Genomic DNA, 23104 nt, shown 5'->3' with positions numbered 1-23104 from the left:
ACTTAAGGGAATACAAGAGTGTCGCAAAGGGAATTAAGTTTCTTTGAAGAATACAGGCATACTGTAAAGTTTAGTCTTGATTGTGAAGAATACACTGGTGTTCTATCGATAAATGCAAGCCAAATCCTAAATCTTGTAATTCACACCGATAAGCACGACTTGCTGTTTGCAGATGAAGATAGAGTAATCAATTTACCAATCATTTGTTATGAGATTGGTTCGCGAAAAACATTTACTCTACATCAATCAGAGCTTCAAAGAGGTGGGCAGATAACTTGTAGATATATCACTACAGGCTCTTTGCTCTCGAATGACATTGACCAGTTTGAAGTACACCTTACAGGTATTTCAACTTGGTTTGAAAGATTACGAACCACTGAAATAACAGACACGGAGTTAAAGCGAAATACAGCCATAGACAAGTTTTTAGTTGACTTTACCTATCAAAAAAATGACTACTCGATAGAAAACCACCGTTATGTATCATCACCAACAACCACACCAACTGAGCATCTAATCCAAATTGAAGACTGCTTTATCATCAAAAAGAAAAATGACAAATTTACGTTACGTGAAGTAGAAAAGCTTACATTAGAGATACGAAATCTTTTTTCTCTCCTTCTGGGATATTCGTTATCAATCAAAAATTTATACGTTTTCTCATCCAGTAAGAGGCATGATTATAAATCCATCATTTTCTCAAGCATAATCTTCGAAAAAATACCATTTAAGAATCATCACGACACACTCTGTCACTATAATAATGTGTCTGGCTGGGAGCTTTGGGAAACGATCATAACCAACTACTTCAAAGTTAAATCGTTCCGAACAATATGGAACCGCCTAGTAGTATCTTTTTCAAACTCACGTACAGAGATTTGGCAATATCGAATTTTATCTGTCGTTGTAACGCTTGAAATGTACTGCGAGCAGGAGTCTAAGGGAAAAGGGCATAAACTAAACAGAGCGAAGTTTAACGAGCTAAGGTCACAGCTCAATGATACGTTGCAAACTTTTATTGAATCGAATGAATTCTCCGAGGATGAAAAATTAGTCATAGATGGTATTGAGAGTGTTATTACCAACCTTAAAAATACTTCCCACCCCACGCTACAGCACAAATATGATTTCTTAATGAGCAAGACGAGTAATGATATTAAAGAAGCTATTTCATTCAGCAATTCTGATTTTGATGTGTTGAAAAGGCTCAGGAACTCTGTTGCACATGGCCTAGATTACAAGACTGTGATAGACGGTGAAATCACAAAAGAAGTTCAACTAAAGGATCGTCTTTTAGTGCTTTTAATGTATTTTGTGTTTCGCGAACTTGGTTTTAGTGACACTCAAATAGCTCAAAATATGAGCAAAACATTTAACCCATTTATACATAACGCCGACCTCAATAAAAGGGCGAGAGATAAGCTAGCTGGTACTGCTAGTTTCATAACATTACATGAAGAAATTGATCTTAATCGATTTAGTTTTGTTGATTGTCTTGTTATTGATCATGATGCTAAATCTGGCCAGTTTACATTAAATGAACACCTATCCTATGAAATAAAGCATAACAAGCGTAATAGCGGTATAGCCGATGTTAGAGATTTTATTAGGAGCAAACTTCTCCAAAATATCGATTTTGAAATTGAATATGTAAATACTTTATATCTTTCCAGTGGTGCAGATGAAAAATGCTACTATGGCGCAATTGTGTTAACTCATAAATGAAGTTTCAATGAACTTCCCCCGAGCACATTTAACATAGCATTTTAATTTAACGAGACACTTATTGTTAAATTATTAAAATGCCCTAATTGTAAATAACAGACGATCAGGCATACCAAATAAAAGACAGGACACCCACATGTTTCTGAGATGAAAAAGTGTGCATCTAAAGCATCTACTTGAAAATAAAAGATGATAGTGTGAAAACTACCGCTAAAGATGCACAGGAATTAACGAGATTAAGCACTCTCATGGAAGTGACCGTTGGCGGCATGGATGCCGCCGTCGAGCCCTCAGGGATGAGTTCATGGCGTGTCACTGGAATGAGAGTGCTTAATTGTAAAGACGGACTTATAGCCTCAAAAAAGAGTAAAAAGAGTAAGGACATCCACATATTTTTAAGGTTAAAAGTGAATATATGTCCTGATGAGAGAAAGACAGGACAGGCTTGAATCTCTCGGGATTAACAGTTAACTCCGAAGTAACAGAATACACCTCCCCTCGGAGTTACCGCAGGGCGAATAGACAAATTGCGTGAGTCTCGGCATGGATGCCGAGCTAGCTTTCGCAGGTGCAGGGGCGAATGAAAATCGGTGATTTTCGCGCTTATGAGCGAGAGGCAGGGACTGCCGAACTGGGGGCTTTACATGGATGTAAAGCGCATCCTTCGGATGCGATAGCAAATTTGCCAATGAGCACAAGGGGCTTTCAACTCCGTTAGGGGCGTCTTGGCTGATGTGAAAACAATAGGCAAGGAGGATAGGACGAGGAAAAAGACAGGACACCCACATGTTTCTGAGATGAAAAAGTGTGCATCTAAAGCATCTACTTGAAAATAAAAGATGATAGTGTGAAAACTGCCGCTAAAAGATGCACAGGAATTAACGAGATTAAGCACTCTCATGGAAGTGACCGTTGGCGGCATGGATGCCGCCGTCGAGCCCTCAGGGATGAGTTCATGGCGTGTCACTGGAATGAGAGTGCTTAATTGTAAAGACGGACTTATAGCCTCAAAAAAGAGTAAAAAGAGTAAGGACATCCACATATTTTTAAGGTTAAAAGTGAATATATGTCCTGATGTGCCGACTTGAAAATGGAAATTGATAGTGTGAAAACTGACTAAAAAGGTACACAGGAATTAACGAAATTAAGAGAAAGACAGGACAGGCTTGAATCTCTCGGGATTAACAGTTAACTCCGAAGTAACAGAATACACCTCCCCTCGGTGTTACCGCAGGGCGAATAGATAAATTGCGTGAGTCTCGACATGGATGCCGAGCTAGCTTTCGCAGGTGCAAGGACGAGCAGTCCTCCTTGGTCGGGTGTGGGGGGAAACCCCACGACCTTGTTTTGTTTTTTACGCCACGACAGAGTAATCTAGCCAAAATCGACAATGGGGTGTTCTATGGACAGAAAATCATTATTGCTACTTACACTTATCCAGCCTTTTTCGGCCAATGCCGCCGTATATCACTGTGCCGACGGGAAATATCAGGCCGAACCCTGTGATGAAAATAGTCAACCCGTCGACCTTAGTGGTATAGGTAGCGTCGTTAAAGGTCCTGATACTGCCCATGCAAACACTATTACTCACACAGATAAAAAACAAGAAATCACCGATTTTATTGATAAACAACGCATTAGCCGCGAAATCACTAAACTAGAGAACGACCGAAAACTCATTATCGACCAAAGGGATAAACGTATTGTAGCGCTGAGAAACGATAGAAGTTACGCCAATAACAATCTTGCTGGAGCGACTTGGGAGCAAAGCTTGGCGCAAGAAATGTCGGCAGTGGCGCAGCAAGCAGATACACAGGTTGCGTCTATCGATAAGCAGATAGAACAATTGCGATTCAAGTTAAAGTAGAACAAGCGACAACAACTAACGCTTTCTTATTCATAAATACCAAAAAAGACCAAGAAGACAGGACACCCACATGTTTCTGAGATGAAAAAGTGTGCATCTAAAGCATCTACTTGAAAATAAAAGATGATAGTGTGAAAACTGCCGCTAAAAGATGCACAAGAATTAACGAGATTAAGCACTCTCATGGAAGTGACCGTTGACGGCATGGCCGCTCTTTCACATCCACCCTGCGGTCGATATCTCCCTTGGAGAGCTGGCAACACTTGCGGGATTAAGCCCCTATTATTTACTCAAGCAATTTCAACATTATTACGGCTTACCGCCCCACGCTTACCAAATTCAGGCCAGAGTGAGACTCGCCAAGGGTAAATTAAACAAGGCACACAGGCTACTCGATGTCGCCCTCGATTGTGGTTTTCACGATCAAAGTCATTTGAATCGGCATTTTAAAAGACCGTCGGCGTAACCCCAGGGCAATTTGCTAAAGAAATAGGCCGCAATATTATCCAAGCCTAAACAACCACTTTAGGTTAATCTGCCATGCTCATGCTTGCTTACATCCTGTCATCACTGAGTGGTCTTAACAGAGTAAGCAAACCTTATGTAAGCATTCTTTGTTTAACCGCGGCCCTAGCGTCGCCACTATTTTTAGGAGCCTAAGTGACCACCGACAAACTTATAGAACCTGAGGTTGCTCCCGCGCATCCCACCAAAACCAAGGCTTTTTTAAAAGGCACCTTAGCCATGATGCCGCTGACGATAGCGGTTGTACCTTGGGGCATTTTAGCGGGCTCATTCGCCATTGAAGTCGGGCTCACGCCCATAGAAAGTCAGGCCATGTCGGCGATTATCTATGCGGGTGCCGCTCAGTTAGTGGCACTGGGGATGGTCAAAGCCGGTATTGGCCTGTGGAGTATCTTAATCACCACTTTACTTATCACTTCGCGCCACTTGTTATACGCCATGGCGATGCGCAGTCAGATCAGTCCCTTGCCGTTAAAGTGGCGCCTAACGTTGGGCTTTTTGCTCACGGATGAACTCTTTGCCATCGCCAATCAAGGCAAGTTACATAGGTTCGATCCTTGGTACGCCCTTGGCGGCGGCTTGAGTTTTTATATCGGTTGGAACCTCGCCACCCTGCTCGGCATTATCGCCGGCAATGCCATCGACAACTTAGGCGAATTAGGACTCGACTTCGCCATTGCTGCGACCTTTATAGCACTCGTGGTCCCCACGGTGAAAAAGCCGTCCATCTTAGTCTGTGTGCTGGTTTCGCTCACCTTAGCGGTAGTATGCGCCGTGCTTAATATTCAGGCGGGGCTCTTAATTGCCGCCCTGTCGGGGATGACCGCAGGTGTGCTCTATGCCAAAGTCACCGGGGAAGATAAACAAGCCGTAAAAGCCGAAACCACAGCCACACAAACTGAGGAAACCCTATGATCTGGTTAATGATTTTCTCGATGGCGGCGATCGTGTTTATCAGTCGTCATTTACTACTCGAACCTAAATTACCGCTGCGATTAAGTAAGGGCACCCAAACTTTTTTAAGTTACTCAGCCCCTGCAGTCCTCACCGCTATCTTCGCGCCCATAGTCTTTGTGCAAGAAGGCCAGCTCGATCTCAGCTTGGACAACAGCTACCTCATCTGCGCCGTGGTCGCGACGGTACTCGCTCTCGTCACCCGTAATACCTTGCTGACCACAGTGTTGAGTATGGGGCTATTTTTCGTTATTCATTAGTCAGGCGGTTGGCTAGAAGAGTGAGGACATCCATATATCTCTATGGTTAAAAGGGAATATACACTGATGTATCTACTCGAAAATGGAAGATATAGTGTAAAAACTGGAGGTAAAGTTACGCAGGAATTAACAACAATTAAGCACTCCCATGGAAGTGACCGTTGGCGACAGGGGCGTGTCACTGGAATGAGAGTGCTAAATTTTACCGCTGGATTTATAGTTCCAACATCAAGGGATCACTATGTACTTTATTGCGTTTGCTGGTCTGTTGATGCTGTTATTAAACCTAGTGATGGTAGTAAAACCTGAGTCTTTCTCTAAGGGCATTATTTCATTTAGCGAGCAGCCCTACTTCCATATTGTTGAAGTGAGTAGCCGAATTATTGCGGGTCTTATTTTTATCCATTATTCAGCCGATACCCTGTTTCCGCAGGCTATTTTTGCGATAGGTATTGTATTAGTTTGCGTCGGGGTGGGCTTAGCGTTCACACCTGCGAGATTGCATAGAAAGTTTGCCCTATGGTCGGCGCACTACTTCAAAAATAAATTCCGTTTTATCGGTCTATTTTCCGTCCCACTACCTTTATTGTTGATTTATTCAGCTAGTTACAGTTAATAGACAGTTATCCAACCTGCTTACCTATTAATTGGCCAATTAAATCAATGAAGCCATGGTAACGCCTTGGCAGTGGTCTATGTGACTTATGAACAAGATAATGTGCTTCTCGCACCGATTGCGCCAACCTTACAGACCATAAACTTTCCTGTGCAATAAAGGCATCCACTGTACTTTGTGGCAGAACAGTAAAGCCTAAGCCTTTCGATACAGGTAATAAAATTTGGCTAAGTTGATTTACATAACCAGTCCGGCGAATAGATGCCACTTTTGAGGATTGTATGGAAAAATCTTGAGCAGCCACTGTCGTTGAGACTGCGCCCTTAGGCAAGGTTTGAAAATTAGTTTGTAACACTTGCTGCAAGTAATATTCCCCGTCGGGGTGATTGATAAAACCAATGCGATTTAACAACTCAATATCCAGCACTTGGTCCCGATACTGGCTGGGTAATACCAAGGATAAAGGCGCATGGCCTATCGCCTCATAACTCAGTTCAACCTCATCACCTACCCGAGTCACAATGCCAATATCCAACTGGTTATCTAGAATGGCCGTGACTATACGTTTATTCGGCGCAGCCTCCATAGTGACTGTCAGCCCAGAATGTTGCCTCTGATACTCAAGAAAATGTGGGTAAAGCAGACTCGCAATCGCACCTGAGCAACCAAAGCGACAATCGCCCACATACTCATGATCGGTTTGTAGCTGACTCAGTAGCTGAGTTTCGTCAATCGCTCGCTGACGAGCGTAACGATAGAGGATCTCACCCGCGGCGGTTAATTCAAAACGCTTACCTATCCGTTGCAATAAAGGCGCACCGACCTGCTGCTCGAGCTTTTTAATGTGCTGACTGACGCCAGGCTGAGTCATAAATAGTTTATGGGCTGTGTGGGTAAAATGTCCCACCTCAACCAAGGTCATAAAAGTCATTAGCCATTGCTGATTTAGCATTATCGTTCCAGACAGCCATTGTTAAATCATGAGTGTAGCTAAAAAAACGCATTTTAATAATTTTAAATTATCAAAATAAGAACTATTGATAATTTTTAATAGCGTTTTGTCCGCAGTAAACTGAGTTCATTCAATCAGAAGTACCACAAACCCAGCACAGGTTTTAGCTGACAATCGCTGTTTACTCATTAGGAGTCACCATGAATCAACCTTATCCACGTACCTTTTCCCATATTGGTATTTCAGTACCCGATTTAGATGCCGCGGTAAAATTCTACACCGAAATCCTCGGTTGGTATCTCATTATGGAACCGACTGAAATCGTCGAAGACGACTCAGCTATCGGACAAATGTGTACCGATGTCTTTGGGCCAAATTGGGGCTCGTTCAAAATTGCCCACTTATCAACGGGTGATAGGATTGGAGTCGAGCTGTTTCAATTTGCTAATCAAGTCAACCCAGAGAACAATTTTGAATACTGGAAAACGGGTATCTTCCATTTCTGCGTACAAGATCCAAATGTGGAAGAATTAGCCGAAAAAATTGTAGCCGCTGGCGGCAAAAAACGCATGAAGGCTCCCCGTTATTACTATCCGGGTGAAAAACCTTACCGCATGATTTACATGGAAGATCCCTTCGGAAATATTTTAGAAATATACAGTCACAGCTATGAATTACATTACGCCAGTGGCGCATACAACGAGTTGAAAAGATAACCCGTAATACCTTGCTGGCCAGGGTGTTGAGTATGTGACTATTTTTCTTTATCCACTAGGATATGTCGCTGTACAACGTTATCGTTCATTTATGGCCCCAAAGTCACTTGGTCATGCACGATACTTTTGTAAATGCGTTTTTCTAGTTACGTTAAAAATATGCTGTAAAAACAAGCCACTCATTCGAGTGGCTTATATTTAAGTTCTGATCGTATAGTGCATCTACTTTACCAGCCAAAATGTATGCAAACATAACTAAAATGTTTAATCTAATTGGTTAAAAAAAATGCAACCCATGAGGATTGCATCTTAAAAAACCTATAATCGCTTAAATTACATGTTCACTTTTATGCCTAGGAAAGCTCTACGGCCGACTAAGTCATACAAAGCATCATTAGTATAACCAGGTGGTAAAGAGTCAAATAGGTTACGAATACCACCATTGATCATGACGTTATCACTTAAATAATATGTTGCAGATAAATCATGTGTAGTCATAGAACCAATGTATCCAGGAGCTAAATCCTCAGGTGAACCACCATTTTTAGATATATCATAAGTAACAACACGATCAATGTAACGGGTTGACCAACTTACAGTTAAATCATCTAAACGGTAATCAGCACTTAAACGGAATTGTAATTCTGGATCTCCCACTTCGCCTTTTTCATCATTCACTTCATCAGGACGATTCTGGAACTCGAGCTGTTCAAGCTCAAGCAATTGGTTTGCAAGTAAATTAAACTTCAACTCACCAGGTGCGTTAAAGCTAGCTAAATCCAAACCGTAGCTTGCTTGAAACTCAATACCTCTAGTATAAAGTGCTGAAGTATTTAAATATCCAGAACGAACCAAAGTAATATCATGAGTAGTAGGATCTCGGTCAACTTGAGAACAGAATGTACTATCAGGAGAACCTGTTGCATCAACACAGTTATCAGCAACTACCTGTGCTTCAATTGATGTAATAGCATCTTTGATTTCAATATCATAATAATCAATTGTGAACGCTAATTTATCAACAAAAGTAGGTTCCCAAACAATACCACCAGTAAAGGAAGTTGATGTTTCTGGATCTAATTCAGAGTTACCTCCAGAGATAATATCAACAGAAACGTTATCGTTAGCTTGGAAGCCTACAGGAACGCCAAGAGCTGCACAGTTTGCAACGCGATCGGGATCATCATTAATATTATCGGCATCACATGGATCAGAGACACGAGCAAATCCTGGTGAACGAGGGCTAAATGCCTCGGCTATATTAGGAGCACGTACAGCCTCACCATAAGTACCACGTAAACTCAGTTGTTCGAATGGAGCATAAAACAACCCAACTTTCCAAGCTTCAGTTTTCCCTGAATGTGAGTAATCAGCATCGCGATAAGCACCATCAACACTTAACTCGTGAGCAAATGCTAAATCTTTGATTAATGGAATGTTTACTTCAATGAAGTATTCCATTACATCGTATTCACCATAAGAGTCAGGTGTTGCAGCATTCGTTAAAAATCCAGCCTTAGTAAATTCATCGGTAACGGAAGCAGAAGTTTCTTCGCGATATTCGAAACCAACAACCATAGCAACTGGGCCACCTTGAAGTTCAAATAGCTCGGCTGAATCGGTTGCTAATGTTCCACCAATTACTTGCTGAGTAATTTTATCTTCACGTGTAACGTCAGCAGATATCCAATCACGTGCTTCAGCGGATGCTTGGCCTAAACCAAAAGGATTATAAGCAACACAATCACCACCGTTGACAGATGCTGGATCTTTATACCCAGGCCCCTGTGCACTAGGCACTTGGCTTCGACACGCAGCTAAACCTGTTGCAGGATCGATCACCGAATCTAATGCAGCAACAAAATTATCTGGTATTAAATCATTCAATGTTTTACGTTGATTTCGAGTTTCACCATATACAAAGTAAGTATCATAATTAAAAATTGTTTCACTTAAAGTAAAGCCACCTTTAAATCCACCTACATAACGGAACAACTCACGGGTATTATCGGCACTGCGGTTGCCTAACTCATCAAAAAACTTTGCAAAAACAACTTCTGTTTGACCAGCATCTAAGAGCGTTTTACGTAAACCTTCATCTAAAAAGGCATTATCTACAACATTAATTGTGTCATCACCAAAACGGAATGATGGCTGGAACTGTTGACGAATATCCGCCTTAACATATTTAAAGTCGCTATATAGTTGAATATTATCATTTAAATCAAAATTGAATGATGATCCAACAGTAATACGCTCAACTCCTGGGATGTAGTTTTCATAGGACTCGGAATCAAAACAGGTATCACAACCATTAGGGAAAGAACCAAATGCGAAACTATTATCACCGTCACGTTCAACTTGCACTAGAGGGTTACCAGCCTGATCAAATGTCCAACGACCACCTGCACCACCAAAGGCATTGATAACGCCCGTAGCGCTAATCATTTCTGAATAGACCTTCGGCACGCGTAATCTATCTGGAATTCCATCGTCTTCCCCTTTACTATCAGGGTTGATAATTGTTCCCCATGAATCAAACTGGCGAATATCACGTGACATCACTTCTTTAGTGCGGTCATAACCAGCGAAGAAAGTCACATTACCGCGTCCATCGACAATATCAGCACCTGTTAGCATGTCAAAAGAATGCTCTTGCGTACCGACACCTTCTAATGAGCCTGAGGTCCGAGCATTAAACTCAAAACCTTGATAGTTTTCTTTTAAGATAATGTTAATAACACCAGATACTGCATCGGAGCCATAAATAGCTGAGGCGCCACCAGTCACGATTTCAACTCTTGAAATCATGCTTGCTGGAATGGTCGATAAATCAACCTGAGCAGAACCAGGTTCGCCTGCTACATGTCGCTTGCCGTTAACGAGTACAAGAGTACGGTTTGCACCTAAACGTCGCAAGTCAGCAGAGCTCACACCTGCGCTCTCATTACTATTATTATTACCAATAATAGTATTCGTCGCGCCAATAGAAGGTAACTCAGAAAGTATGCTGGCAAGGTCAGAGTTACCAAACTTAGCCAATTCTTCAGCTCCAATACTAACGATTGGGGATGGTTGAGTTAATTCTGGTTTAGCAATACGAGAGCCAGTTACAGCAACTTTTTCTATTTGATCATTTGCTTGTGCTTCCTCTGCAATTACAGGAAAAGTGCAAGATGCAACAACTCCGAATGCACAGGCTAGCTTAATTGAGCAGGCTAATTTAGAATCCTTAAACATGTTATATATCCCTTTAACATTAAAATATTTTTATATGTTCCTTCAAAGTAAAAACCCAGTTATCAGCTAGAGAGTAAGACAACTAACATTTCCACTTAAATATATAATGCAACAATAACGAAGAAGTTAAAACATTTTATAAACATAAGTTTTAAATTGGTTAACAATTGTTTTTTTACCAAGCAAAACAATATAAGATTAAAGCATTAAATATCAAACACATACAAATAAGCAAAAGATGGGAATTGATGATTAAAATAAATGAAATAACAAAAAATCAAACTAAAGACTTATAATATTATTAACATTACCACACAGAATTGTTAATAAAAAGTGAAATTTATTGGAGACATTAAACATCTTCAAAATCTTAAAAATAAGCACAATTAAAATAAGTTATGAGCAGGAAATAAACTGAAAAAAATTAAATATAAATTCTTACAATTTTTTACAGTTAACACTTAATGGCAGCAAGAACGGTAAACTAATCAATATTTAGTCATTACAATAAAATCATCTAATTCTTGCCCTGAAGTTATCGGAAAATAACGGTTCAACCGCACAAGACCAGTGATGCGATCGACCCTGAAATTACGAAAAGCCGAACGTAGCTCACACCAAGTCAGCAAGGTCCAAGTGCCACGCCAAAAATAGATGGCAAGCGGTCTAACTTCCCGCTCGGTGACATCGAGTTTGACGTCTTGATAGAAGAGTTTGACATATTCGCGGCGCTGTGCGGCATTACGCAAAGGATCAAGGAATTGAAACTCATTGGAATCTAAATAAAAATCGGGCGAAAACATCAAGGATTGATAGGCTTGTAATCGCTTAGGCAGCACGGCTTCGACTTTGATCATCGCTTGGCGCGCCGCGCTACCGAGTTCTTTTCCCCCCCAGGTTTGCACCATACGCATGCCCACTTGAATCGCTTCGAGTTCGGCTTCGTTGAACATTAACGGCGGCACATTGACTTCATGGCGCAATAAATAGCCTACCCCCGCCTCCCCTTCGATGGGAATGCCGCTTAAACACAAATCCTGCACATCACGGTAAATCGTGCGCGTGGAAACCTCTAACCGTTCGGCTAGCTCCAAGGCTGTAGTCAGGCGTTTATGTTTAAGAATTTGCACTATTTGAAATAGGCGATCGGCGCGGCGCATGGACTCTGATTTAATCCTTTATTTGTCAATAAGTTGATTAAGCAGTGTTAGTTTACATAAATCACTGGCATATCCTTATACTCGCTTGAGTGATAGTTTACGATTTAAATCATAAAATCCCGATATAAATCTCAACCTCAGTGGTGCTAAGGTAAACTTCAAAATCAGTTTGATAGCGCCGCTGATGTGGACAATCGTTAGTACCAAAATAGCCCCACACTTGTCCCCAAAGATCGATAACACACTGGGGCATTTCCCCCTGGGCCGTAAATTTAAGGTACTTACCAGCTTCAAGCTCCAGCGACGTGAAGTGGTTTGCTTCGACAGGGGCATCAATTGCCTTGCCCACCAGCACAGCAAACTCGCCATTCATGTCTGACTCATAGTCATAATACACGCCGTACATGGGCGAATTGAGCATAGCCGTGAGCTGGGATGATTCAAAAAAATCTTGCCACAGGCCGCCAATTTTAGCGCTATCGACGGACATCTCGGCCCGATTGTTCGTGCGGCTGCTAAGCCCTAGTAGCGGTCGAGCATCAATATAAACCAGGTCCATCATTGTTTTTCCATATATAGCCAAACCAATAAGTTAATCAGAGTCGTGCCCTGAGTGCACGACTCTGGTAGGTTAAAAAATCGCCTACTTATCCTTAGACCACAGACCCACTTTATTGCCTTCACTGTCGACAAAGAGGGCAATATAACCACATTCCCCTTCTTTGATCGGGGTTACTGGCAGCAGAATATTGACATTAGCCGCGGTGAGTTTATCCACTAAGGGCTGCAATTGGGTGCTGAAATGCAAATACACAGTGCTGCCCTGCATCGACGGTTGGCTCATGCTGCATTTGACTAGCCCAATACTAGCGGCGCTAACGTCTTCGGTCACTATGGTGGCGTATTCCATGTCTTCCATATCGTCACGCTTAAACTCAACGCCAAAATGCTGCTGATAAAAAGCAACGGCACGATTCATATCACTGACAGGAATTTCACCCCAAACTAACGGTGCAATAGATAACATTTTCACTTTCTCCTTGTTGAAAAATACCAATGATCCATAAGGTTATTAATCTGGACCACCAGCGGGCAACAACAAGAATAAAACAAGGCTACTGACAACATGATGTCAGTAGCCTTTTAATAAAAGTGAATGTTGAGTTTTTGGCCTAGGGCGTTATTTTGGCAAACTGGCTTGGTGGGCCGCGATAAATACCTCCATTGCCTGAGTTGCTCGGCTTTGGGCGCTAGCGAGGGTGTCATCCGCCATCATAGGCTCGACCACTTCGTAATAACATTTGATTTTGGGCTCTGTACCCGAAGGTCTGACGATCACCCGAGCGCCACCCGCTAGGCAATAGGTCAAAACATCACTCGATGGCAAATCAATTTTCTCGACGCGTCCATCGGCAAAACGGCGCTCAAGCGCCTTTAAATCATCGGTTGAGAGTACGTCTAGCTCACCAATCTTCAGCGGTGGGTGCTCGCGCAAATAGGCGCCAATCTTGGGCGTGTCAGGTTTTAGCGCAATACTCACCTGCGCGTTGAGATGGAAGCCATGCTCACGGTAAATTTGCTCGAGTCTGTCCCAAATGGTTTGTCCATTGACGACAAGCTCGGCGGTTAATTGGGCAAAGGCCACCAGCGCCGACAGGCCGTCTTTATCCCACACCATGCTACCGACGGTGTAGCCTAGGGCTTCTTCGTAGGCAAATAGGAATGGATTATCGGGCTGGCTCTTAACAATTCCCACATTCATCAGCCATTTAAAGCCAGTGAGCGTGGTATAACTTTGGCGACTAAAGCTCTTAGCAATCTTAGATAACAGGCTCGATGAGACTATAGTCGTCCCAGTTAAACCTCGATGCTCAGGGGCATGGCTTAACAGATAATGACCAAGGAGGATGCCCACTTGATCCCCCGTCAACATTTGATATTCCCCCTCTCCCTTACGCACCGCCACCGCAAAACGGTCGGCATCGGGATCGTTGGCACAGGCGAGCATAGTGCCGTATTTTTTCGCCTCGGCGATGACTAAATCCATCGCGCCCTTTTCTTCCGGATTGGGGAAGTTCACCGTCGGGAAATCCCCATCGGGCTCGCGCTGCGCCGCCACGGAATACACTTGGGTAAACCCTGCATCTTTCAGCACAGTTTCAGCCATTTCAGCCCCCACACCGTGCATCGCAGTATAGGCTAAAGTGACTTTTTCAGGGGCGGTATGATTTTGTAGTACAGAGGATTGCTTTACGCCGTTCCGATAGGTTTCGTAGTAACCCTCATTAAGCCAAATCAACTTACCCTGTGCAACCGCCTCATCTTGCGCTAAAAATGGGATGGCCTTGGTGGCCGCCAGTTCAATTTGCGCGGCGATACCCGAATCGTGTGGTGGAATGATCTGGGCGCCATTCTCCCAATACACCTTATAACCATTGTATTGTGGTGGATTATGGCTGGCGGTCACGACAATGCCCGCCGCCGCGTTAAAATGCTTCACCCCAAAGGCGACCAAGGGAGTCGGTGCCACTTTGCTAGTGAGTCGCACCTTGAATCCCATGGCGGTCAACACGCTGGCCGTATCATGGGCAAAGGTACGTGAATCGTGGCGGCCATCATAACCTATCACCACGCCACGCTCGGCGGCATCTTTAATCTGATCAAGCAGATAAGCACCAAGGCCAGCCGAGGTTTGACGGATCACCAGACGGTTCATCCCCATAGGCCCCGCGCCGACAACACCGCGTAACCCCGCGGTGCCAAACTCCAAGCGACCGGCAAAGCGCGCCGCGAGTTCGGCTTCATTGCCGTTATCAATTAGGGTTTGTAATTGGGTTTGAGTGCGGGGGTCAGGATCATTTTCAAGCCAATGTTTAACCTGTAATTGCAGTGGAGTATTCATAACACGCCTCATTGAAAATCATTTGCAATTACCTTAGGAAAAACAGCGGCGAAGAACAAGCTAATTTGCATTAATTTCAAAATCAGCTGAGGCTTAATTTCGGCATCAACTAAGGATGAGCATAAAAAACGCACTATCTAGCCATTCATGCCGGATAGTGCGTAGGTGTTAACCTGACACAAACTTCAACATTAACGGGATGGTAGCGTGCCATCGAATACGCGAACCTTAATATTTTTCTTCAGATTTTCCTGATCCTGTTGCCACTCTTGCCATTGAGTAAGACTGATGCTGAGTTGCAAGGAGAAATCCGTAGAGATCCACTGTGTCTGCCCTTGAGCATATTGAGGTATCGGCACAATATTTTTAGGGCCGCTGAAGGATTCAGAACACTGGAAGGACTTAAAGTACACTTGGTCAATCGCGAGATCGAGTTTGCTAGGTGAAGTTAAGCATTGCCCACTGCCCTGCTCCTGATACGAAGCAAACTGGTACATAATCGCCGGGGTATTGTTAGTGCTATCGGGCACTGACGCAGTTTGATGGCAGGATAAACAGCTGCTTAAGGCATTGTCCGCAGGGCCGTTTAAACGTCCATTGCAGCCTAAATGCCCCGCATTGGTTTTTTCATTTAAACGTCCAACAACCTCTTGAAATACCGCGCTATCCTTAAGTTCTGTCACCGGATTTTGCGGAAATGCTGCCGCGCCCACGGTCGCAGGCGGTGTATCATTACCCCACATCAGCCCAAGTGGTGAAATACGATCCCAAGGATTTTTCTCCTGAGCCTTAAACTGACCATCGGCCACAAAGGTGCCATAGGCCCAGCCTACGGGAGAGCGGCTGTCACGCACCGCTATGTCAAACTGCAATAGGTAAACATCGGCAACTGTGCGTGGGCATTGCTCTGTTTCCTGTTGGAAGCTGCAAGCGCTGCCATCGGCATTCTTACATTCACAAAAATCACTGGCGCTGATATTGGCTTGCCATACGGGCACATTTTCTAAGAAGGGATAATTACTGGGAGTCGCCGTGGTGAATAGCAACTTGCCAATGACGCTACCCTCATTAAATACAAAATTGGTTTGTGGCATCACCGGCGATGGAGCTCCCGTCCATACCTTGCCAATGCTATTTGCCGCCTGAGGATTATAAAACCCCACCGCCCACATAGTGGTTTTAATGTCCCCCTGGCCTTTAATCGCCATTGTGACGGGGGCTTCACGGGTCAATCCATGCACAAACTCCCGACCGCTCATGGGATCGTAGGTTTGGTAGGGAATGTGATACCAAGAACGAACTTTGTTATTGCACAGATCCCAGTCTCTATTCACATCCCCACTATCAACATTCCCTGCTTGGATATATTTCATGACCGCCCAAAGGTAGTTCCATGCTTGGGTATTTTTATCTTTTTCACTCAGGCTTTTATCGAAGGGATTAAATTTAAGCCAAGGGGTTTCATCATCGGGTTTAGCGCTAGTGTACGCATCGCTTAGACGAAAAATGGGACCTTTCCATCCAGGGTAAGCCTGATTAATGATCACTTGGTTGTCCCACATCCCCGTTTTAGTAAAGGCGGGATCTTGGAAGTAACTCGGGTAGGCACCTGTACAAGTGGAAGTTGGATTAGAGTTAGCCATATTAGATTGGCTGTCTGCGGCTTCTGCACCGACAGCGGTCAATGTACAAGCTGAGAATATGAGTATGACGGCAATGTTGAGTTTCATAGTATCGTCCTTGATGAAGGTTAATCTCAAAAATCCCCTGAGTTTGATATAAATGGCGGTAGTATTTATATCAAACGTATTTAAGCATAGTCTAATTTTTAACTTTTTATTTAAACATGATTTTTATTTAGGCGTATTATTTAGGCGTAATAGTTAAGCCGCTTAACTCAGGTTAAACGGCTTAATATCACCAGGGGGTAAACAAGCAATTTTACTTCTCGGCTGCTTGTCCGCGGGTTTTCCAAAGTGAGTAGAGTACTCCTGCGACTAACAGGCCAAAGGTGACTCCTAAAGAAAGTGCCGTTGGGATGGTAAAGCCCACTAATCCTATATGATAGAAATACACTAAGCCGACCTTGGCACCGATAAAAATCAACACCACAGACAGGGCATACTTAAGGTACTCGAAACGATGCACCATGGCTGCTAAAGCAAAGTACAGCGCCCGCAGTCCCAGAATAGCGAAGATATTAGAGGTATAGATAATAAAAGGATCTTGAGTGATGGCAAATATTGCAGGGATACTGTCAACCGCAAAGACTAAATCCGCGGTTTCAATCAGAATTAGCGCCAAAAATAACGGTGTCGCCCACCAGCCTTTACTTAACTGGTGATCCTCGCCACGTACCCCAAATTTTTCCCCATGCAGGGTTGGCGTAAAACGCATTTTAGTACGTAACCACTTGTACAGCTTATTGTCTTGAATATCCCTATGTTCCTCCTGCGAGAACAACATCTTCACACCGGTGAAAATCAAGAACAGGCCAAACAACACCAAAACACCCTGATACTTTGCCACAAGTACGGCCCCGAGACCGATCATGATGGCGCGTAACATAATCACGCCAATAATCCCCCAGAACAGCACGCGATGTTGATATAGACGTGGAATACCTAAACTACTGAAAATAAGCGCGATAACAAATATGTTATCCATAGACAGTGACTTTTCAATCAGATAACCCGTCAGGTATTCCATCCCTGCCGTTGGTCCCCTATACCACCAAAGCCAAACACCAAATAACATCGCCATACAAATATAAAACGCAGAGAGTTTTAAGCTTTCAGAGACGGTGATTTCATGTTGGTCCTTATGCAACACACCTAAATCAAAGGCCAGCAGGGCTAATACAAAGCCAAAGAACATCAACCAAACCCAAATCGGGTAGCCCGCAAATAAGGTGGTAAAAAGCACCATGCCTCTCCTTAAAAATCTAAAATTTTGACATATTCGGCCTAGTCACAATGGGAGAACTGACTGCTTACTTAAACAGTGAACAATATAAAGTATCCAGAATATCAGACTTAATTTGTTTAAATTCACGCACTCAGGCATTCCTCTTCAGCACAAATAGTCTACTGTTTAGTCGAGTCGTTGCCACACTTCAGTCTCTTTAAGCTCCCCTTCTTCAAACCTTTGGGTATGCCATTGATGGCCTTCTATTCGATAGCTAAAAACAAATTCTGCCCTATCGCTTACCCCAAACGAATTTAGCTCAGGTCGCTCACGGTACTCGGTGGCTGTCGCTTGATAAGTTCCCGCACCTGCAGCCCAAAACTGACGTTTACCCTCCACCACTTTCATGGTGGTAAAACTGAAATGGCCTTCGGAGATCACTTTGATAGCAGTTAGATTAAGTGTTTGATAATCCACCCACTGCGCCTTGTCATCTAAGTACTGCCCCGATACTAACTGCCAGCTACCAAGCAAAGCTTGATTCGGTTGAACTGGTTTTAAGCCATCGATTCTAGGGAGAAGATCCTCTGCCGCAGAGAGGTCGCTTACCGCGCCCACCACTAAACAGAATGCAATGAGTACAGTGTTGAAAACGCGCTTTCCTGAAAACGGCTTTAACTGACCTAGCCTTAACAAGTTTAACGCCATCAAATTCTTTGCCTTGATATTGTCCACTACCGAAATTCCTTGTTAATCATGTGAATGATCATTTTCCCTTTAAGCTACCCCGATAAGGGGGCAAGTACAATCAAGGTATTCCCGTATGGAAAATTCACCGTACTAAAATCGCATAAAATACCAAACAGAAATGTGATCAATGGCAACCACTCGCCACCATCAAGGATAGGGAAAAACATGAGCAGGCTCACTCAAACGGACAACATGTTGAGGAAGGTACTTATTTGCGTCCGAGGATCCAACGCACAGCTAACACAACAAGATGCAGTAACAACAAGCCGGTAAAGGCTGAGCAGAAAAACAATAATGCGATGGAGTTGACCTCCCGCGGAGTTTCCCAATAGAGAAACCACCACAGCGGCCAACCGATAGCGGATAAGCCTGTAAGTTGCCACATACAAGACTGGCAACGGCCAATTTTTTGTTTAAAAATCGAAGTGTTGCAATCATTACACCCCATCATTCCACCTAATTTGCCGACAATCCATTTAGCGCGATGCTTTAAGACGTTTCATCCCTTCATCGATAGAGATCAGCGGACGATAGCCTAAATCCCGTTTAGCGGCGCTAATATCAAAATAATGGCTGCAGGATAGCTGACGAGCCACAAAGCGGGTCATTAACGGTTCCTGTTGTTTTTTTAAGAGAAGATACATCCCCTCGAGGACCGCCCCCGCGATATAGGCCACAGTTCGAGAAACCCGCTTGGTCACTGGCGGCAAGCCATCACAGGCCAAAATCAAGTTAAGCATTTTAGCCATAGTGACAGGCTCGTCATTACTGAGAAAATAGGCTTTTCCCTGACACTTAGGCTGGGGCTCACAGAGTTCGAGCGCCGCGAGCACATGGGCATAGGCGGCGTTATCTATATAGATGGTATCGACCAATTTATCTTCACGGCCAACCAATTTTAATTTGCCTAAACGGCCGCGCGCGAGTACTCGAGGCACAAGATGGGGATCATTAGGGCCCCAGATTAAATGTGGCCGCAGTGCAACGGTTTTTAATACATAGGGCGCAGTTAGCGGACTCGTTACTGGGATAGCGAATTGGGGAGATAATTGGGTTGCATCGGTATTTTCAAGCGGCACGTCACCCGCTTGATTCGCATCGAGCACCATCTTCTCGGCGATGGCCTTGGAATGGGCGTAATAATTGAGAAATTGAGCCGCATGGGGCGTGGACTCATCAATACCTGACTCATCCTGCCCAGCAAAGGTCACACTCGGCGTACTGGTATAGACTAATTTATTTATTTTTAATGCCTTGCACGCAGCAATCACATTAGCCGTTCCCTTCACATTCGGGCAAAAATAACTGTCCCTATCCCCCCATACCCCGGCTTTTGACGCCACATGGAACACGATATCGCAGCCCTGCATCGCCTGTTGGACTTGCTCCTTATTGACGAGATCCCCCTGCACCATAACAACGCCGAGGGATGCCAGTTCGGGATAATCTCCACGGGCAAAACCTGTCACCTTAATCCCTGCGGCTAACAATCTTAAACATATGGCCTTACCTAAAAATCCCCCCGCGCCAGTGACAAAAGCATGGCTTACCTTTAAAGCAAGCTGCGTGAGGGCATTTTGCTCTTGCACTTCCAATGGTGTCAGTGTCAAACGTTTGCTTGGGTTGTTCGTCATTAGATATCCAGTTCCACCGCTGTTATATAAGCCAGTGCAATAAACATAGGGGAATAAAAATAAACTGTGGCTCAAATGAACACAGAATATAACGCAAATTTTACGGAAAAAATGAGTCTAAACTGAAATTAACCTTTGGTCTGAGATTGTGCCCAAACGGCTAATTTTTCTCTAAAAATTTTAGCATTATGCCGCACATCCACGGGAAAGTCAGGATGGATAAGAAAACGTCTGATCCCCTTAGTCTGGGCAAATTGCTCGGCAATGGTGATCAAATCTTGGTACAACTGCTGGCTCTTATTGCACACCAATGATTGGTCGAGTTCAATACAAATTAACGGCTCGATCTCGTTCGCTACTGTGACTCCTACGAGGGCCGAGCGCTTCACATTGGGATGGGTATTAAAAATACGCTCACAGGGAATCGAATAATACCGCTTAGCAAATTGACCATTATGGGTCGTATCGACCCTATGGGCCTTACGCCCACACATCCACAACCGCCCTTCGGTATCGAGATAACCTAAATCACCCATACGATGCCGATAGGTTTGGGTCGCTTCGTCCCATATTTTCGCCGCTGCCGTTGCGCTATCCCGTTGATAATAGGACTGACTGACCATAGGTCCCCGCACAACTATCTCGCCAATTTCACCGCTATTCAGCAGTAAGGCATCATCCCACCCTGGGATAACCTCTTCAGAAATCTCGATAATGCCTATATCGACGCCCTTAATCCCACGGCCAACACAGATGCCACCACCGTTATCGGTAATCTCGGTAGTGGCCAATAAGGCGTCGCTGGCGATCATGCTAATGGGCAAGGATTCGGTCGCACCGTAGGAGTTTAAAATGGGCACGCCTTGGCTCAGCATCTGACTAAACCGAGCAATAGAGGCGATGGTCGCAGGCGCACCCGCCGAGATCACCCGCTGCACGCTGGGCAATTTATGCTGCTTTAGTTCTCCCGCACGGCCTAAGCGCTCCAGTAGGGCCGGATTAACAAAAATATTACTGCACTGATATTTCTCAATCGCGGCAAATAAAAATTCGGGATTGGCGGTAATAGGTTTGCTCGCATCCATTTCAGGCACGATGGACGCCATACCGAGTGCTGGACCAAAGAGGGAAAATAACGGGAAAGTAGCTAAATCACGCTCACCATGGGCAATCCCATAATCGTTTTTCAGTGCTTGAATTTGTGCCTCAAACATCCCATGGCTATAGACCACGCCCTTTGGCGTCCCCGTGCTGCCGCTGGTAAAGAGTATCGCCGCCATCTCGTCGGGCTTTAGCATGACCATGGGATATTCAATCTGCTCGCCAGAGTGCAACCTTAGCAACGACGCTAAGCTCGGTGCACCCGTAAGCATTTGCGTTAACTTGGCTGACAGGCCCGGCTTACCACTATCGACATTGAGCAAGCACTTCACACTGCCCTTACCCCAGCCAAATAGCCGCCGCGCAATATGCGCCTTAGGAATACCAATAAAGACATCGGGGGCGGCTTCAACAAAACATTGCTTGAGGTTGTTAATTCCCATACCGGGATCGACGAGAATGGGAATAACCCCGGCCTTAAAGAGTCCGAAGGTGAGCGCAAAAAAATCGAGGCTCGGCGTCACCATCAATACCGCCTTCATGCCACGTTTTATACCGTGGGCATTAAGGGCAAAGGCAATGGCATCGCTTTGCCTATCTAAACTTACAAAATCGAGTTCTTGATAACTGAGATTGGCAGGGGCACAGCTTTGATTGAAAGGCCCAGAGCCCCTAGCCTTTTGCACAGCAACCGCCAAGTGATGGGGAATGACACGTGCCGCTTGTTTAAGATGACGGCAAATATTGGCATCACAGCCCATCGTTGATGGCGAAGAGTCATCACAGTGCAAGGTTGAAAAATCGGTTCCACGCAAGGGCGACATTAGCCAGCGGCCTGTTCGAATTGCGCCTTTGCAGTCACTTCATCGCCCATAAAGTGTTTGATCTGGTGGATCACTTCATCGCTGGCATCTTCGAGAATATAGTGGCCGCAATCGGCAAATTCATGCACTGCCGCATGGGGCATATGCTCGCGCCATTTGGCTAAAAAGTGCTTATCGAACACAAAGTCCTTCAGTCCCCAACAAATCAGGGTTGGCACTTTGGCAAACTTTGGCAAGCTTGCCGCAATGTCAGAGACTAATTGATAGTTTCTGTCCCCTTCACGCAGCGGAATATCCTGCACAAAACGTAGGGTAGAAATACGATTCGCCCAGGAATTAAAGGGCGCAACATAGGCCTCACGAATGTATTTCGACATCGGTTGGCGCTTTACCCCAACATAAGAGGCGATGGATGAAAAAGCATTAAAACCACGCACTAGCACAGTACCGAGCAAGGTATCACGGCAGATCCACAGCGGCCAAGGGAAAGGCTTAGTCTCGGGCAGATGAAAAGCGCCCGTGTTCAATATCACTAGACGTTTAATGCGCTCGGGATAGCGCGCCGCGTAACCCATACCTATCATGCCACCCCAATCGTGTACGACTAAGGTAATGTTTTCTTTGATACTTAGGCTATCGAGCAAGGCTTCGAGATCGTCGATGCGGCGCTTAAGGGTATAGTCATAACCGCTATCATCTGGCTTATCCGACAGGCCACAGCCGATATGATCCGGCACTATGCATTGGTGGGTGTCTTTTAAGGCACTAACGAGATTGCGATAGTAAAACGACCAGCTAGGATTACCATGCACCATGACCACTGGTTCACCTTGGCCTTCGTTGATGTAGTGTAACTTGTTGCCATTAAGGCTCAGAAAATGACGTTTAAAGGGCAACAGAGTGTCTAACATGACGCTTCCTATCTTTGGTTTTATTTATTCAAGCTGATGTGAGCGAATCACCTAGGCTTA

The 23104-nt window shown here is 44.4% G+C and carries 19 protein-coding genes and 1 pseudogene; 7 read left to right on the top strand and 13 right to left on the bottom strand.

The window, feature by feature from the left end; all coding sequences use genetic code 11:
- The first annotated feature begins 18 nt into the window (after positions 1–18).
- The 6 genes and pseudogenes from SOHN41_RS07085 to SOHN41_RS07050 all read left to right on the top strand — a co-directional run bounded on the left by SOHN41_RS07085 (position 19) and on the right by SOHN41_RS07050 (position 5947).
- Positions 19–1725, top strand: a complete 1707-nt coding sequence (locus SOHN41_RS07085) for a HEPN domain-containing protein (protein ID WP_007647078.1) — start codon at positions 19–21, stop codon at positions 1723–1725.
- 1402 nt (positions 1726–3127) lie between these two features.
- Entirely contained in the window at positions 3128–3592 is a 465-nt protein-coding gene (locus SOHN41_RS07070; protein WP_007647076.1) for a hypothetical protein, read from the top strand.
- A 223-nt stretch (positions 3593–3815) separates the two neighbouring features.
- Positions 3816–4108, top strand: a pseudogene (locus SOHN41_RS07065) (helix-turn-helix transcriptional regulator); the annotation flags it as partial.
- Positions 4109–4252: 144 nt separating this feature from the next.
- Positions 4253–5032, top strand: a complete 780-nt coding sequence (locus tag SOHN41_RS07060; protein WP_007647072.1) for an AzlC family ABC transporter permease — start codon at positions 4253–4255, stop codon at positions 5030–5032.
- The gene (locus SOHN41_RS07055) at positions 5029–5331 is read left to right on the top strand and encodes an AzlD domain-containing protein (RefSeq protein WP_007647070.1); all 303 of its coding nucleotides are present in this window, start codon (positions 5029–5031) and stop codon (positions 5329–5331) included. Before SOHN41_RS07060 ends, SOHN41_RS07055 begins: the two co-directional genes overlap by 4 nt.
- A 241-nt stretch (positions 5332–5572) precedes the next feature.
- Positions 5573–5947 (top strand): hypothetical protein, encoded by a 375-nt coding sequence (locus tag SOHN41_RS07050; protein WP_007647068.1) that lies wholly within the window; start codon positions 5573–5575, stop codon positions 5945–5947.
- Positions 5948–5954: 7 nt separating this feature from the next.
- Here SOHN41_RS07050 and SOHN41_RS07045 read toward each other — a convergent pair whose 3' ends face one another.
- Entirely contained in the window at positions 5955–6899 is a 945-nt protein-coding gene (locus tag SOHN41_RS07045) for a LysR family transcriptional regulator (RefSeq protein ID WP_007647066.1), read from the bottom strand.
- 200 nt (positions 6900–7099) lie between these two features.
- Between SOHN41_RS07045 and SOHN41_RS07040 the strand changes: the two genes are divergently transcribed.
- Positions 7100–7615 carry a lactoylglutathione lyase family protein gene (locus SOHN41_RS07040; RefSeq protein WP_007647064.1) on the top strand — a complete coding sequence of 172 codons (516 nt, stop codon included), beginning with the start codon at positions 7100–7102 and terminating at the stop codon, positions 7613–7615.
- A gap of 333 nt (positions 7616–7948) precedes the next feature.
- On the opposite strand, the gene SOHN41_RS07035 is transcribed toward SOHN41_RS07040, so the two are convergent.
- From SOHN41_RS07035 to SOHN41_RS06980, 12 genes are all read right to left on the bottom strand, one after another.
- On the bottom strand, positions 7949–10855 hold the full coding sequence (locus tag SOHN41_RS07035; RefSeq protein ID WP_007647062.1) for a TonB-dependent receptor domain-containing protein: 2907 nt from the start codon (positions 10853–10855) through the stop codon (positions 7949–7951).
- Between the two features lie 488 nt (positions 10856–11343).
- On the bottom strand, positions 11344–12015 hold the full coding sequence (locus tag SOHN41_RS07030; RefSeq protein ID WP_007647059.1) for a helix-turn-helix transcriptional regulator: 672 nt from the start codon (positions 12013–12015) through the stop codon (positions 11344–11346).
- Between the two features lie 109 nt (positions 12016–12124).
- On the bottom strand, positions 12125–12574 hold the full coding sequence (locus SOHN41_RS07025; RefSeq protein ID WP_037458385.1) for a GyrI-like domain-containing protein: 450 nt from the start codon (positions 12572–12574) through the stop codon (positions 12125–12127).
- An 84-nt stretch (positions 12575–12658) separates the two neighbouring features.
- Positions 12659–13042 (bottom strand): VOC family protein, encoded by a 384-nt coding sequence (locus SOHN41_RS07020; RefSeq protein WP_007647056.1) that lies wholly within the window; start codon positions 13040–13042, stop codon positions 12659–12661.
- Positions 13043–13195: 153 nt separating this feature from the next.
- A complete protein-coding gene (locus tag SOHN41_RS07015) occupies positions 13196–14917 on the bottom strand; it encodes a phospho-sugar mutase (protein WP_007647050.1) in 1722 nt (573 codons plus the stop codon).
- 191 nt (positions 14918–15108) lie between these two features.
- On the bottom strand, positions 15109–16647 hold the full coding sequence (locus SOHN41_RS07010; protein ID WP_007647047.1) for a hypothetical protein: 1539 nt from the start codon (positions 16645–16647) through the stop codon (positions 15109–15111).
- A gap of 211 nt (positions 16648–16858) precedes the next feature.
- Positions 16859–17845, bottom strand: a complete 987-nt coding sequence (locus SOHN41_RS07005) for a TerC family protein (RefSeq protein WP_007647045.1) — start codon at positions 17843–17845, stop codon at positions 16859–16861.
- Positions 17846–18010: 165 nt separating this feature from the next.
- The gene (locus SOHN41_RS20355) at positions 18011–18559 is read right to left on the bottom strand and encodes a hypothetical protein (RefSeq protein ID WP_007647043.1); all 549 of its coding nucleotides are present in this window, start codon (positions 18557–18559) and stop codon (positions 18011–18013) included.
- Between the two features lie 223 nt (positions 18560–18782).
- Positions 18783–19022, bottom strand: coding sequence for a DUF3624 domain-containing protein (locus tag SOHN41_RS06995; protein WP_007647042.1), 240 nt, complete (start codon positions 19020–19022; stop codon positions 18783–18785).
- Between the two features lie 28 nt (positions 19023–19050).
- The gene (gene oleD / locus SOHN41_RS06990; RefSeq protein WP_007647041.1) at positions 19051–20208 is read right to left on the bottom strand and encodes a 2-alkyl-3-oxoalkanoate reductase; all 1158 of its coding nucleotides are present in this window, start codon (positions 20206–20208) and stop codon (positions 19051–19053) included.
- Positions 20209–20336: 128 nt separating this feature from the next.
- Positions 20337–22070: an olefin beta-lactone synthetase gene (oleC, locus tag SOHN41_RS06985; RefSeq protein WP_007647040.1), complete on the bottom strand. Its 1734-nt coding sequence runs from the start codon at positions 22068–22070 to the stop codon at positions 20337–20339.
- Between the two features lie 62 nt (positions 22071–22132).
- The gene (locus SOHN41_RS06980; RefSeq protein WP_007647038.1) at positions 22133–23044 is read right to left on the bottom strand and encodes an alpha/beta fold hydrolase; all 912 of its coding nucleotides are present in this window, start codon (positions 23042–23044) and stop codon (positions 22133–22135) included.
- Between the last annotated feature and the right edge of the window lie 60 nt (positions 23045–23104).

The organism is Shewanella sp. HN-41 (assembly GCF_000217915.1).
In the GTDB taxonomy this organism is placed as follows: domain Bacteria; phylum Pseudomonadota; class Gammaproteobacteria; order Enterobacterales; family Shewanellaceae; genus Shewanella.
The sequence above is the reverse complement of the archived record's forward strand: the minus strand, read 5'-3'. Positions and strand labels throughout refer to the sequence as shown.